Here is a 14,880-nt window from a genome sequence, read left to right on the forward strand (position 1 = left end):
CTCTCTGTGTAGGGTGGTTGTGTTTAGAGGACGATCTCGCGCTGGCTACGCAGCGACTCCAGCGCTTTATCCGCGAGGTACAGCGCACGTTCACCATCATCACCGCTGCAGTCAGGCACCGCTTCGCCGCGCAGGACCGCAACAAAGTGTTCCCATTCCGCGGCGTAAGCGGATTTGTAGCGCTGCAGGAAGAAGTGTTCCGGCAGCGCGCTGGTGCAGCCCTGTTTGCCGTAGTGCTGCACCTGGTTTTCCAGAATATTGCCCGCGCACAGCAGCCCTTCGGAGCCGTGCAGCTCCAGGCGCTGGTCGTATCCGTAAGATGAGCGGCGGCTGTTGACAATGGTCGCCATCGCGCCGGAGGCATATTTCAGAACGATAAATGCGGTGTCGATATCCCCCGCCTCGCCAATCGCCGGATCGACCAGGTTACTGCCCTGGGCATAGACCGACACCGGCTCTTCGCCCATGATGAAGCGCGCCATATCAAAGTCGTGAATGGTCATATCGCGGAACATGCCGCCGGAGACGCGCACGTACTCTGCAGGCGGCGGAGACGGGTCGCGGGAGATAATCAGCAGCGATTCCGGCTTGCCGATGCGCCCGGCCTGGGCGTCGGTTTTCACCCGGCGGAACTGCGGGTCAAAGCGGCGGTTAAAGCCGATAAACAGCGGCACATCGTACTCTTTGACCACTTTCAGGCAGTCGCGCACGCGGGCAAGGTCGAGGTGTACCGGCTTTTCGCAAAAGATGGCTTTGCCATGGCGGGCGGCCATTTCAATCAGATCGGCGTGGGTGTCGGTCGCGGAGGCAATCAGCACGGCGTGAACGTTAGGGTCGGTCATCGCTTCATCCAGGCTCTGCTGACGGGCCTGATACTGCGTGGCGAGACGGGTGGCAAATTCTTGATTCGGGTCAACCACGGACCAGAGCGTGGTCGCGCCGTGGCTGGCGATGTTAGCTGCATGTACCTGGCCAATTCGGCCAGCGCCCAGTAAAGCAATGTTAAACATAACGGCTCCCGGTGTTGGTGAATGCTGTGAACTAACGACCCTATAAATAAAACATTTATTTCATTTTTATAAATAGTGAAAATTATGTTTTTGAGTGCGGGTTAACACTTTTGAGATGAATGAGATAAATTTTGTTATCAATCTCACAACATAGGAGAAGGTGCTGCTAACCCCTCACCCCTGCCCTCTCCCCAAAGGGGCGAGGGAGAAGAGTGCACCACACCATCCCCTCTCCCCTTTGGGGAGAGGGTTAGGGTGAGGGGAAAATGAAATGAAAATTTCGTTACGGCGGAAAAATTTAATACTGGCGGGCTTTTTTCACCTTCGCCTGCGTTTGCAGAGCGGCTTCACGCACGGCAGAAGACGCCGCCACCTGCGCGTCGCCGGTTCGCCACCACGAGGCGTAGTCATGGGTCATGGTCTTCGGCAGCACCTTGATGTCCAGCAGCGTCGGGCCCGGATGCGCGCGTGACGCCTCCAGCGCCACCAGCAGGCTTTGCTCATCGTTTACCCTCCACGCGCGGCAGCCGTAACTTTCCGCGTTTTGGGCAAAATCGACCTTCACCAGCGGCCCGTCCAGCCGTCCGGTTTCCGGGTTGCGATGGCGGTTTTCGGTACCAAAGCTCCCCATGCCGTGCCCCATCTGGAGGTTGTTAATGCAGCCAAAGCTGGCGTTATCAAACAGCAGAACGGTGACCTTAATCCCCTCCTGCACCGCGGTTTGCAACTCGGAGTGCAGCATCATGTACGAGCCATCCCCCACCATGGCGTACACCGGCTGGTCGGGTCTGGCGAGCTTCGCACCGATGGCCGCCGCAATCTCGTAGCCCATGCAGGAGTATCCGTATTCCAGGTGATAGCTGTCCGGCGTTTTCACCTGCCAGAGCCGCTGTAAATCGCCCGGCAGCGATCCGGCCGCCCCCACCACGATGGCGCTATCTTCAATATGCTGGTTGATCAGCCCCAGCACCCGCGTCTGGGTCAGGCGAGTGTTGAGCGTTTCGCCATATTCCACCAACTGGCTATCCAGGTGCCCTGCCACTTCGGGCGCATCAGCAGGATGCCACTGGCGATCCCACAGGCGACGGCACTCGTCGCGCCACGCGGATTTCGCCTCGGCGATCGCGTCTCCCCAGCCGCTGCGATAATCCCTGAGCGCGTGGGTTAAGGCCTGAAGTCCGGTTTGAGCATCAGCGATCAGTGCGGTGGCGTCCAGCTTCAGGGCGTCAAACTCCGCCACGTTCAGCAGCAGAAATTCGACGTCCGGATGGGAAAAGAGCGCCTTGGAGCCGGTGGTAAAGTCAGTAAGACGCGTGCCGATGCCAATCACTAAATCCGCCTGGGGCGCGAGCTGGTTGGCCGCCAGTCCCCCCGTCACCCCAACGCCACCCAGGTTAAGTGGGTGGTCACTTACCAGCGCCCCCTTCCCGGCCTGGGTTTCGGCAAACGGCAGCTGCAGCGTCTCGACAAATTCGCGAAACGCCTCATGCGCGCCGGAATAGCGCACGCCGCCGCCGCACACCACCAGCGGACGACGCTTGCGGGCGATCAGCGCCCGCGCCTGCGCCAGACGCTGCGGGTCAGGCGGACGACGTTCGATGTGGTGCACGCGGCGCGCGAAGAAGCTCAGGGGATAATCCCAGGCTTCCCCCTGCACGTCCTGCGGCAGGCAGAGGGTCACCGCCCCGGTATTGGCGGGGTCAGTAAGCGTTCGCATCGCGCTTAGCATGGCGCTCATCAGCTGCTCGGGACGGTTGATACGGTCCCAGTAGCGAGAGACCGGACGAAAGCAGTCGTTGGTGCTGATGCTGAGATCCTGATACTGCTCGATCTGCTGCAGCACCGGGTCAGGCTGGCGGCTGGCGTAGATATCGCCCGGCAGCAATAACAGCGGAATGCGGTTCGCCGTAGCGGTTGCCGCCGCGGTCACCATATTGGCGGCGCCCGGCCCGACGGAGGAGGTGACGGCGAAAATGCGCTGACGGCGGTGCTGTTTGGCGAATCCCGTCGCCATATGGGCAATGCCCTGCTCGTTGCAGCCCTGCATAACCTGCAAATGGCCCGGATCTTGTTCCAGCGCCTGGCCGATGCCGAGCACGTTACCGTGCCCGAAAATAGTCGCCACGCCCTCCACGAAGGGCATTTCGTCGCCATCCACGCTGACGTATTGTTGATTAAGGAACCGGACCAGCGCCTGGGCCATAGTCATACGTTCGGTTTGCATAACGCCTCCTGTCAGCCCAGCGTTGGCATGGAGAACGCAGCGCCTGTCTCCTGCTGCATTTCCGGCCAGCGTGCGGTGATGGTTTTCATTCGGGTGTAGAAACGCACGCCGTCGTTGCCGTGGACGTTGAGCGCACCAAAGATAGAGCGCTTCCAGCCACCGAAACTGTGGAATGCCATCGGCACCGGGATCGGCACATTGACCCCGACCATGCCCGCCTGCACCTCTTCGCAGAAGCGACGCGCGCAGCCGCCGTCACGGGTGAAGATTGCCGAACCATTACCATATTCATGGCGGTTAATCAGGTCCACCGCGCTGGCGTAATCTGCTACGCGCACCACAGAAAGCACCGGGCCAAAAATCTCTTCTTTATAGATGGTCATCTCCGGGGTGACGTTATCAAACAGCGTCGGCCCGACGAAATAGCCCTGCTCGTGCCCCTGCACGCTGAAGCTGCGACCGTCCACGCGAAGTGTCGCGCCCTGCGCTTCCCCGCTGTCGATATAGCCCAGCACCTTGCTACGGTGCGCCGAGGAGATGAGCGGCCCCATTTCGTTTTCCGGCGTCTGGTCCAGACCCGGCCCGACGCGCAGGGCGGCAATCTGTTTTTCCAGCCGGGCGCAGAGGTCATCGGCAGTTTTATCCCCCACCGCCAGCACCACCGAGAGCGCCATGCAGCGCTCCCCCGCCGCACCGAAGCCTGCGCCCATAATGGCGTTGGCGGCCATCTCCATGTCGGCATCCGGCATGAGAATACAGTGGTTTTTCGCGCCACCCAGTGCCTGACAGCGCTTTCCGTGGGCGGACGCGGTCTGGTAAATGTATTCGGCAATCGGCGTCGAGCCGACAAAGCTCACCGCCTGCACGCGCGGGTCGGTCAGGAGCACGTCAACGGACTCTTTGTCACCCTGCACCACGTTGAACACGCCGTCCGGCAGGCCAGCATCTTTCAGCAGCTGCGCCAGCGCGAGCGCCAGGGAGGGATCTTTTTCTGACGGTTTCAGCACGAAGGTGTTTCCGGTCGCCAGCGCAATCGGGAACATCCACATCGGCACCATCGCCGGGAAGTTAAACGGCGTGATCCCAACGCAGACCCCGAGCGGCTGCATCAGCGAGTGGCTGTCAACGCCGGTGCCGACGTTGGCTGAGTGCTCACCTTTTTGCAGATGAGGGATACCGCAGGCAAATTCCACCACTTCCAGACCACGGGTGAGTTCGCCCACCGCGTCGGAGAAGACCTTGCCGTGCTCTTCGCTGATGAGACGGGCCAGGCGATCCATGTTCTCTTCCAGCAGCGCCTTGAAGCGGAACATCACGCGCGCGCGCTTAAGCGGAGCATGACGTGCCCACGCAGGAAACGCCTGCTGCGCGGCGGCAATTGCCTGCTCCGTTTCCTGTGCCGTACTCATCACCACCTGGCGGATCTGCTTGCCGGTGGCCGGGTTGAAGATCGCCTGAACGCGCTGGCCTGAACCGGTGACACATTCGCCGTGAATAAAATTCGCTACCGTCTCCATCCTTAACCTCTCGCTGTTGATACGTGACTGTTACCTGAACACTATATATGAAACAAATATTCCATTTTAAGTTGAAATAAAATAAATGATGATTATTGTGATCAAGGATGGATTTTTATGTTAACAGCCAACAATACTGACGCAGCGTGCGCTATTAAGGCATTTCGGGCGTGGGAATGACTGAAGCTTCTGTTTCATTTTTGCTGCCAGATGGATGGCCGACATTTAAAAGACGCGGTTTTGCGTTTAGAATCACAGGACTGTATTTGGGGGATAACATGACGACAGCAACCAGCCTGAACGAACTGCAGCAGCAAATCCGCGATCGCTACGATAGCCTGAGCAAGAGGCTGCAGCAGGTCTCCCGCTATGTGCTGGATAATACGAACAGCGTGGCCTTTGATACGGTTGCCGTGATTGCCGAGCGCGCCGACGTGCCGCCCTCGACGCTGATCCGCTTCGCCAACGCCTTTGACTTCACCGGCTTCAACGAAATGAAACAGCTGTTTCGCATGAACCTGGTGGAGGAGACCGCCAGCTACAGCGACCGTGCCCGGCTGTTCCGCGAAATGGAGAGCGAGGCCGTGCCCGAAACCCCGCTCGACATCCTGCAGGAGTTCGCCCGTTCAAACGCCCAGGCGCTACAGCAGCTGGCCGCCCGCGCCGAACCGGAAATGCTGGAGCGCGCGGTACAGCTGCTGGCCGACGCCGACACCATCTACATCGCCGGACTGCGCCGCTCCTTTAGCGTCGCGGCCTACCTCACCTATGCCCTGAGCCACCTGGAGTGCCGCCCTATTCTGCTCGACGGTATGGGTGGCATGCTGCGCGAGCAGATCAGCCGCATTAAGGCGCGCGACATTGTGGTGTCGATCAGCTTCTCGCCGTATGCGGAAGAGACGGTGATGGTCAGCGAAACCGCCGCCAGCGTCGGGGCGCGGCAGATTGTGATTACGGACAGCCAGATCAGCCCGCTCGCGACGTTCAGCGATCTTTGCTTTGTAGTGAAAGAGGCACAGGTGGACGCGTTTCGGTCCCAGTCAGCAACGCTGTGCCTGGTGCAGTCGCTGGTGGTGGCGCTGGCGTATAGGTTGGGTGAAGGGAAATAAGGCAATAAAAAACCCCCTGCATAGGCAGTAATGCCGATCAGTTAAAGATCGGTTGACCGAGCCAGTGGCTGTGTAAGAATCCGGAAATGCTCACCGTTTCCGGATTTTTTTATGCACATTGGACAGGCTCTTGATCTGGTATCCCGTTACGATTCTCTGCGTAACCCTCTGACTTCTCTTGGCGACTATCTTGACCCGGAACTGATTTCCCGCTGCCTTGAAGAATCCGGCACCGTCACCCTGCGCAGGCGTCGTCTGCCGCTGGAAATGATGGTCAGGTGCATTGTCGGTATGGCTCTTGAGCGCAAGGAGCCGCTTCATCAGATCGTTAACCGGCTGGATATCATGTTACCCGGTAATCGTCCGTTCGTGGCGCCCAGCGCCGTGATCCAGGCCCGCCAGCGACTGGGAAGCGAAGCCGTCCGCCGTGTGTTCACGCAAACAGCGCAGCTCTGGCATGAGGCCACGCCGCATCCGCACTGGTGCGGCCTGACTCTGCTGGCCATCGATGGTGTGTTCTGGCGAACACCGGACACGCCAGAAAATGATAACGCTTTCCCCCGGCAGACACATGGCGGAAACCCGGCGCTCTACCCGCAGGTCAAAATGGTCTGTCAGATGGAGCTGACCAGCCATCTGCTGACAGCGACAGCCTTCGGTACGATGAAAAACAGTGAAAACGAGCTCGCTGAGCAGCTTATAGAGCAGACCGGCGATAACACCCTGACGTTAATGGATAAAGGTTATTACTCACTGGGGCTGTTAAATGCCTGGAGCCAGGCGGGAGAGCACCGTCACTGGATGATACCGCTCAGAAAGGGAGCGCAGTATGAAGAGGTGAGAAAACTGGGTAAAGGTGACCATCTGGTGAAGCTGAAAACCAGCCCTCAGGCGCGAAAAAAATGGCCGGGTCTGGGAAATGAGATGACAGCCCGCCTGCTGACCGTGACGCGCAAAGGGAAAGTCTGTCATCTGCTGACGTCGATGACGGATGCCATGCGTTATCCCGGCGGAGAAATGGCAGATCTGTACAGCCATCGCTGGGAAATCGAACTGGGATACAGGGAGATAAAACAGACGATGCAGCTGAGCAGACTGACGCTGAGAAGCAAAAAGCCGGAGCTTGTGGAGCAGGAGTTATGTGGCGTGTTACTGGTGTATAATCTGGTGAGATATCAGATGATTAAAATGGCGGGCCATCTGAAAGGATACTGGCCGAATCAGCTGAGCTTCACAGAGTCATGCGGAATGGTAATGCGAATGTTAATGACTCTTCAGGGCGCTTCACCGGGGCGTATCCCGGAGCTGATGCATGATCTTGAAAGCATGGGGCAACGGGTAAAATTACCGACAAGAAGGGAAAGGGCCTTCCCGAGAATGGTAAAGGAAAGGCCCTGGAGATACCCCACAGCCCCGAAAAAGAGCCAGTCAGTTTCTTAACTGACTGGCATTACTGCATAGGCAGAGGGTTTGGGTGTTAATTCAGAGGGAGATTATTCTCGCTCAATTATCAATTAAATTAAAATTAATCGAAATAACAGTTACTTATAAAGCCGATCTTTCTCGATACCACAATCTATACCATGCGGAGATTTTTTTTATTTTTTCTGCTCATCGACGTTTATTAAGCTCAGGCTAATGCTGAGAAGTCTCTCGCAAAACATGAACTGAATCTAAAATTAAAGATAAAAATCATTATGTTACACAAATTTATGCACAACCTCCGTTTGAACTCCTAAGCAGATTTTACCGCCCATGACATCTCTTGTATTTCATGCCACTGCCACATGGACAAGGGACATTACGGCCAATCTTTTTGCTTTTGCGACCAAAGTGGACTTGTTTTTCCCGTTCGAGATTGACCGTACGTACAGAATTGGCCATTCTCGCCGCGTCTTCATAAATGTGTGCGTTTTCTGCTGCTTGCTCCGTTGGTATGTAAATTTTGAAAGACCGCGCCTGGAAATAAGTGCCATCGGCACTAACTTCAGCCACAACGCCAATGACATTAGTAGCCTTGGCGCTCAACGCAACTGCACTGGCCTTATTGTTCACCTTAGTCCAGTCAATTGGATGACCTTGCCGTTGAAGCCAAACGAAGAGCGGTACACCGTCCCCGCCCAGAACAAAGTAACGAACAGGATGCTGAATCAGTGTTTTTCGAAGGTCGGACAGCATCTTGGCCAGATTATTCCGGCCATCCTCTCCTAGGTCACGGATATGACTCTCTGCTGAAAGCCAGCCGCTAGCTCGCGTGCTATCGAGTGCTCCAAGCAGCTTCAGAACCTCCTCTGGGAACTTCTGACTTGGGAACGGTTTGCTTTCCCACTCCTCACCTTCGAAGGTCCTGTCGACGATGTCACTCATGCCATCCCAGATAACCATGTTCGCTTTCTCTTCCTTCAACTGCTCGATAATATCCTGATCAAAACGGTTATTCTTCAGGTAAGCACCCAAGTGATCGAACTCGTCGAAGAGATGAGCCCCGCGTATTCCGGCCACGGCTTGCCGCACCTCCAAGTAATGGGCGAACTCCCCGGGTGTGGGCAAGAGTCGCTTGAGCACAAACAAATCGTCGATGGACAGTGAAATGAAAGCATGCTTTCCAAGTAAAGGCTCAACCTGCGGTAATTCTTTACAGTACGTGGAAAAGGGCGAGAACGACTCGACTGTCAACCCAATCGGCACCATCACCCGGTAGTCAGAGCGGCGCACACGACAACACTCTTCGTATTTGCCATTCACGAGGTGATAGAGGGACACTTCATCCGCCGAATTCATATAATTGAAGAAGCGCGCACATTGTTTATATGCCTTGAGGACTAAGTCCTGCACTGATTGAGCATGGCGGCCAAAATCAAGCGCCGGTGATGCAATGGTGGCAGCTGCACCAGCCTTGGCCTCAACTAGTAACAGCACATCATCGACCAGGATTAGAGTATCGTTTTCGGACCACTGCTTGCTGTCAGGATCCTTGTAGTAAACTTCCTGGAGAACTGTGGCTCCCGGAAGTTGGGCATAAAGAATGTCGGCAAAGGCTGCTTCGCTCATCATTTTCTGCCGATCTTTAAAGGCCTTATGGTAATCCGGCTTTCGCTGAAGGAGGTTAAATAGGAGCGCACGATACCCCGCATCGCGAGCAAAACAGGGATCGACCGCGTAGTAGTCCGACCCAAGTTGAATTAGAGGTTTCTTACGCGCTGGCAATGTCCGAAAGGGTGTCCCCTTAAAATCGCCCGCTGCGAAGAACTCAGTTTCTTCTCCTCGCAGGTATGACAAGTCTGCTAGCAATGTCGGTGGCAACTTCGTGTGACGGCTTACATTGGCAATACCGCCGCGAAGCATATCCTCCATAGCTCCCCGGGCCACTTTGGACTGCTCCTCATTTTCTGCAATCCATGCCTTCATGGCATCTTCCATAGACTTACCTTGCTCTATAAAAAAGGTCCTTGCCGCCTCAAACTGCTTCTTCAACTCCATAATTGCGTTGGCGTGCCCGGTACGAATGGCGTCGGCCATGGCCTGAAAGCCTTCCGCAATATCGTTGGCATCAATGCCGTACACCACCTCCAAAACATCATTGTGAGGCGCCAGAACGTAGCGATAGAACTCGCTCTCCAAAACTTGATAACGATTCCCGCGTATCATGACCCAAGTGGATTTCGCACGGAATTCAATGTCGGCCGTGTTAGGACCGAAGATGCCATCTTTGGTACCGACGGAGGTGCCCATAGCAAAGAACATGGCCTGCTCTCTCAGTTTTCGGCTACGTTCAAACAGCTCAGTGCACATTGCTTCGTCGAATTTCATCTCCACAGGTGCGGCATCAGATGCCAGAACCGCGTGAACATACTCTAGTAAGAACTGGGTTTCATTAACCACGTCATCTGGGCTACCCTCTTGGCCTTGCTTTTCGCCCCCAATTTGGTTTCCCATTGTTTTCATCATGTGCTGAGCGTAGATGTACCCGAGCAAATCATGCGGAGGCATTTTGACAATCAACTCACGCATTCGGGCAGCAGTGGATTCCATATCCTTTAATAAAGAAGCAACAGCCTTCTTTCGATCTTCTTCCATATTCATCCTTATCTCCCCGTTTTGAGCCACTGATCTTTCGAGCACTATAATGCCCACTCGTCAATCATATCAGCTCAGTCCAGCATCTTGGCTTTACGCTGTTCACAATAATCGGCTTTCTTATATATCATCCTCAATCTGGTTACGTAGAGGTTCCGAGCACTGACTGTAGTGAATGATTTTTGTCAGGGGGGCTAGCTTGTGTTTGCACACTGAATATGACCATCTGCATAGTGGCGATATTGTAAATAGACCATTTTAGTTCCACGCTCTTTTTGAGATCCCGGCCAAATGATGTTGTAATCGGAATAGCATGATTATATTGGATACTTACAAACCCAGCGGATGCAGCAGCGAGCGATAATCTTTACTAAGAGCGTTCACCGGTAAATCCAGTTTCAGCACCGGCATTTAATGAGCAATGAGCGCAAGAAACGTATTGCTGATGGGCCCCGGTCACACATGATAAGTGGTGGGCCACCCTCGAGTAGGATTTTATCGCCGCTTCAATCTGTGGGATCATCGCCTGCGTGGCAGCACCGCGATGCCCCCCCCTCCCCCCGAGGCCGCGCGCCGTACCAGTAACCTTCCAGCAGGTTGCGATTCAGCCGCACTTTATCGCTGATGCACGTGGCCTGCGCCAGGCTGGTCGCCAGCGACAGCTGCACTATGACAAGAAAAGCGAGTAGGAAGGCTTCAGTGTCAACATAGAAAGTATCCTGATGAGTAATATTTTCCCCCGCCTTTCGGATCGAGACGGGGTAAGTTATATTATCAAAACAAGTAATTTAAAGTATCAATATATAGAATTTTTTTAAACATCTTCATCAATTAAAAGTCATTTCAAATATTAAATAAAAATCATTCAAGTTTTTACACTTTGGATAATGTTCTGATATCACTTTTAATACTCTCGAAGAAATTAATAAGGCAATCTGGCGTTCTTACGTACTGTGCCAAAGAAGAAAGCATATGATCATGCAATGAAGGATTATCAAGTTTTAAGCTGTAAGAAAAGTATTCTTCAATCTCTTTAGTGAGAAAAGTATTATCTTTAAGGAGCTTCACAAACTCCTTTAAAAAACCTATCTCCTGCTTGCCTCTAAACCTTGCCCCGGGATTATTCAAAATTTCTTTAACCTGAGCATTATTTTTCACAAAATTAATAAAATTCCCTCTCTCATTGCTCTTTAATTTACTAAACTCACCCTTCCAATTTATTTTAATTAAAACACCATTTTTTTCAATATCAATATTTATTTTTAATATTTTATCAAGGCTCACTTTTTTTTCGAGAGATCCTTTTCTAGCATATAGAAATATAATATTTGCAATAATGAGCCTTTTGTTTTTGTGGAATAATGACTGAAGTTCAAGATATCTCATCGTAAGATATTCTAAAATTGCACTGCGATGTTTAATTTTATAGTTACTTAAACCGCATTCACCAACCAGCATCTTCCTTACCGTCTCTGGTTCACAATAAATATTTTCAATGGAATATGAAGGTGTGGTATAAATATCTTTCTCGAGGATTTCCTCATCAAAATCTTTATCAATCATAAAAAAAGTATTATCCTTGCAATATATAGGATTATCTTTAATAGCAAGTCGTAACTCTAAGACTTTACTTTTCCCACCAACAGAGAGAAAATCCCATTTATCATAAAAAAAATTTGCTATCTTAGATGTATAAAACTTAGGATCATCTTTGCCTTCAATTATAAATATCAACTGCGCACTTCCCCTAACCCTAGAGTACTCCAAAAAGAACACTTCAGTATCATCCATACTTTCTGTCAGGTATTCTACGCGTGACATTACTCCCCCTCCTTTTCCAAAAAGTAGGATTGGAGGTCAGACGTATACTTTGTGAGCCCAGAAAAAATAAAAGGACTATGTGTCATAGCCAACAGCATTGAACAACTTTCACATTCCATAACATCTTTGATAAGAATTTTCTGCCATTCTACTGAAAGAGACAACTCAGGTTCATCAAATAATATGAAGTATCGACTATCTCTTTCAAGGATTAGCGTCGAAAACAAAGAAACGATCTGCTTTTCACCGGAAGATAACTCACCAAATTTTATTTGCTCATCTCTTTCTAATGAAGTAATGACAACACTAATCGATGTTGCATCATAGGTCATTTTTTTGTTCTTAAAATATTTAGAGCAAACTTCCGCAAATCTTGTTAAAGCTTTATCTTTAGTTTGCTGTTCAAAAAAAGCATTATACATCTTTGAAAGAAAATAAATGAGAGTGTCGTTTTCCTTTTTTCCAACTTCATACTCATTCTTTACTAAACTTATTATTTTATTCTTATCAGATAGCGTTAATGAACGACCAAATCGATTAAGTAAAAGCTCAATATCATTAGAATTATTGATTATAATAGATCTATCATCATCATTAACTGTTAGGCCGTTGACAAGCCTATTTAAAATCTCACTGTTAATACGTGACATTGAATCGTTTGATGAAGTGAGTATTTCTTTCTTTATAGACTCTAACTTATCCTCTACATCAGTCAAACCAAACTGAATATAATCCTGACCTTGTTTATCCTTATCCACATTCAAAGAAGACAATAAATCTTCTACTCTCCTGTAAGTTGGAAGATACAATGTCTTAAGAGTAAATCTCTCTTCTATTTGTTGAAAAAAATCCATTTTCTTAACACCCAAAAAGAGCGATTCTTTTTCCTCAAAAAGATCTCTTAACGCCATCATACTAAAAGGCAAAGAAGATCTGATTGCGTCTGGATGACTTAGTTGAGATTTAGAATTCACTTCGTAATAATTTTTAATTTTATTCCTAACAGTATTAAGGCTATTTTCTGACATTATTATGTCAATTATTATTGAAAGCTCTTCTTGAGAAACCCTTTCAGAAACATGTCGATAAGCCTTTGACTCCCAATCATAGTCCAAATCTGATTTCATAATGGAAATTGGTTCAGATGAACTCGCGAATTTTATCTCTACACTACCAAAATTAACATCTCTAAGTTTTTTAATATTCCCGTTTAATGTTGCATCAATGATTTTTAATATAGTTGTTTTACCTTGGCCATTTTCAGATAGCAGTATTTTATATAAATCATAAAAATCTAATCTAACATCTTTGTATCCATGCATATTTCCAATAAAAAAATACTCAATTGGTGGAACCATCTCAAACTCCTTTTATTATAAGAAATAAGTGTAAGCATCATATATTTATACAAAAAATACATGAAGGCAAGAAAAGAAGCATAAAAAAGCCCGCAGTTACACGGGCTTTAGTGATTCAACTACGAAGCTGGAAAATTACTCCCACTCAATCGTAGCCGGTGGCTTACCACTGATGTCATACACCACGCGGGAAATGCCGTTCACTTCGTTGATGATGCGGTTAGACACGCGGCCTAAGAAGTCATACGGCAGGTGCGCCCAGTGCGCGGTCATGAAGTCGATGGTTTCTACCGCACGCAGGGAAACAACCCAGTCGTACTTACGGCCATCGCCCATGACGCCGACGGAGCGAACCGGCAGGAATACGGTGAACGCCTGGCTTACTTTGTTGTACAGGTCAGCTTTGTGCAGCTCTTCGATGAAGATCGCGTCTGCGCGACGCAGCAGGTCGCAGTACTCTTTCTTCACTTCACCCAGTACGCGCACGCCGAGCCCCGGGCCCGGGAACGGGTGACGGTAGAGCATGTCGTACGGCAGACCCAGTTCCAGACCGATCTTGCGTACTTCATCTTTGAACAGCTCGCGCAGCGGTTCAACCAGACCCATCTTCATCTCTTTCGGCAGGCCGCCCACGTTGTGGTGAGATTTGATGACGTGTGCTTTACCGGTTGCTGAAGCAGCTGATTCAATCACGTCAGGATAGATAGTGCCCTGTGCCAGCCATTTAACGTCTTCCAGCTTCAGCGCTTCTTCGTCGAACACTTCCACGAATACGCGGCCGATGATTTTACGCTTGGCTTCCGGATCGTTCTCGCCTTTCAGCGCGTCCAGGAAGCGCTGCTCGCCTTCCACGTGAACGATGTTCAGACCGAAGTGGTCACCGAACATGTCCATCACCTGCTGGGCTTCGTTCAGACGCAGCAGACCGTTGTCCACGAAGACGCAGGTCAGGTTTTTGCCGATGGCACGGTGCAGCAGCATCGCGGTCACGGAGGAGTCGACGCCGCCGGAGAGGCCGAGGATCACTTTGTCATCACCAACCTGCTGGCGGATACGCTCCACGGCGTCGTCGATGATTTTTGCCGGGGTCCACAGCGCTTCACACTGGCAGATGTCGCGCACGAAGCGCTCCAGCATGCGCATACCCTGACGGGTGTGGGTCACTTCCGGATGGAACTGCACGCCGTAGAAGCGCTTTTCTTCGTTCGCCATGATCGCGAACGGGCAGCTTTCGGTGCTGGCAACGGTTACGAAATCAGACGGGATAGCGGTGACCTTGTCGCCGTGGCTCATCCACACGTCCAGCAGCGGTTTGCCGTCAGCGGTCAGGGAGTCTTCGATACCACGCACCAGTGCGCTATCGGTGACGACTTCTACCTGTGCATAGCCGAACTCACGCTCGTTAGAGCCTTCTACGTGGCCGCCCAGCTGCATGGCCATGGTCTGCATACCGTAGCAGACACCGAATACCGGCACGCCTGCTTCGAACACGTACTGCGGCGCGCGCGGGCTGTTCTCTTCGGTGGTGCTTTCCGGGCCGCCGGACAGGATGATGCCGCTTGGATTGAATTCGCGAATCTGTGCTTCCGTGACATCCCACGCCCACAGTTCGCAGTAAACGCCCAGTTCACGTACGCGACGCGCCACCAGCTGAGTGTACTGAGAACCAAAATCGAGGATGAGGATGCGATGTTTATGAATGTTTTCCGTCATTGACGCTAATTCCGAGGCAAGTGAAACAGATTAAATAAATCGCCCGACACG

9 protein-coding genes and 1 pseudogene are annotated in these 14,880 nt (G+C 51.5%); 2 read left to right on the plus strand and 8 right to left on the minus strand.

What is annotated here, in order from left to right:
* Window positions 1-23: 23 nt before the first annotated feature.
* The 3 genes from iolG to ACMGGM_RS07515 form a co-directional block, all read right to left on the minus strand.
* Window positions 24-1,010: an inositol 2-dehydrogenase gene (gene iolG / locus ACMGGM_RS07505; protein WP_023294280.1), complete on the minus strand. Its 987-nt coding sequence runs from the start codon at window positions 1,008-1,010 to the stop codon at window positions 24-26.
* 298 nt (window positions 1,011-1,308) lie between these two features.
* Window positions 1,309-3,234 carry a 3D-(3,5/4)-trihydroxycyclohexane-1,2-dione acylhydrolase (decyclizing) gene (gene iolD, locus ACMGGM_RS07510; protein ID WP_250365876.1) on the minus strand — a complete coding sequence of 642 codons (1,926 nt, stop codon included), beginning with the start codon at window positions 3,232-3,234 and terminating at the stop codon, window positions 1,309-1,311.
* A gap of 11 nt (window positions 3,235-3,245) precedes the next feature.
* A complete protein-coding gene (locus ACMGGM_RS07515; RefSeq protein WP_045268334.1) occupies window positions 3,246-4,751 on the minus strand; it encodes a CoA-acylating methylmalonate-semialdehyde dehydrogenase in 1,506 nt (501 codons plus the stop codon).
* 278 nt (window positions 4,752-5,029) lie between these two features.
* Here ACMGGM_RS07515 and ACMGGM_RS07520 point away from each other — a divergent pair, with 278 nt between their 5' ends.
* Together ACMGGM_RS07520 and ACMGGM_RS07525 are read left to right on the plus strand one after the other, a co-directional pair.
* Window positions 5,030-5,860 carry a MurR/RpiR family transcriptional regulator gene (locus ACMGGM_RS07520; protein WP_008502123.1) on the plus strand — a complete coding sequence of 277 codons (831 nt, stop codon included), beginning with the start codon at window positions 5,030-5,032 and terminating at the stop codon, window positions 5,858-5,860.
* A 111-nt stretch (window positions 5,861-5,971) separates the two neighbouring features.
* On the plus strand, window positions 5,972-7,300 hold the full coding sequence (locus ACMGGM_RS07525; RefSeq protein ID WP_414149161.1) for an IS4 family transposase: 1,329 nt from the start codon (window positions 5,972-5,974) through the stop codon (window positions 7,298-7,300).
* A 306-nt stretch (window positions 7,301-7,606) separates the two neighbouring features.
* Here ACMGGM_RS07525 and ACMGGM_RS07530 read toward each other — a convergent pair whose 3' ends face one another.
* The 5 genes and pseudogenes from ACMGGM_RS07530 to guaA all read right to left on the minus strand — a co-directional run bounded on the left by ACMGGM_RS07530 (window position 7,607) and on the right by guaA (window position 14,829).
* Entirely contained in the window at window positions 7,607-9,943 is a 2,337-nt protein-coding gene (locus tag ACMGGM_RS07530) for an SEC-C metal-binding domain-containing protein (RefSeq protein WP_414149162.1), read from the minus strand.
* Window positions 9,944-10,270: 327 nt separating this feature from the next.
* Window positions 10,271-10,557: pseudogene (locus ACMGGM_RS07535) on the minus strand (DUF3750 domain-containing protein); the annotation flags it as partial.
* Between the two features lie 253 nt (window positions 10,558-10,810).
* Window positions 10,811-11,758, minus strand: coding sequence for a DUF4435 domain-containing protein (locus tag ACMGGM_RS07540; RefSeq protein ID WP_063943776.1), 948 nt, complete (start codon window positions 11,756-11,758; stop codon window positions 10,811-10,813).
* Window positions 11,758-13,116: an AAA family ATPase gene (locus tag ACMGGM_RS07545; RefSeq protein WP_063943778.1), complete on the minus strand. Its 1,359-nt coding sequence runs from the start codon at window positions 13,114-13,116 to the stop codon at window positions 11,758-11,760. Before ACMGGM_RS07545 ends, ACMGGM_RS07540 begins: the two co-directional genes overlap by 1 nt.
* Window positions 13,117-13,251: 135 nt before the next feature.
* Complete coding sequence (gene guaA / locus ACMGGM_RS07550; protein WP_006811514.1) at window positions 13,252-14,829, minus strand: glutamine-hydrolyzing GMP synthase; 1,578 nt, start codon at window positions 14,827-14,829, stop codon at window positions 13,252-13,254.
* Between the last annotated feature and the right edge of the window lie 51 nt (window positions 14,830-14,880).

The organism is Enterobacter sp. BNK-14 (assembly GCF_047456095.1).
GTDB classification, from domain to species: Bacteria; Pseudomonadota; Gammaproteobacteria; order Enterobacterales; family Enterobacteriaceae; genus Enterobacter; species Enterobacter kobei.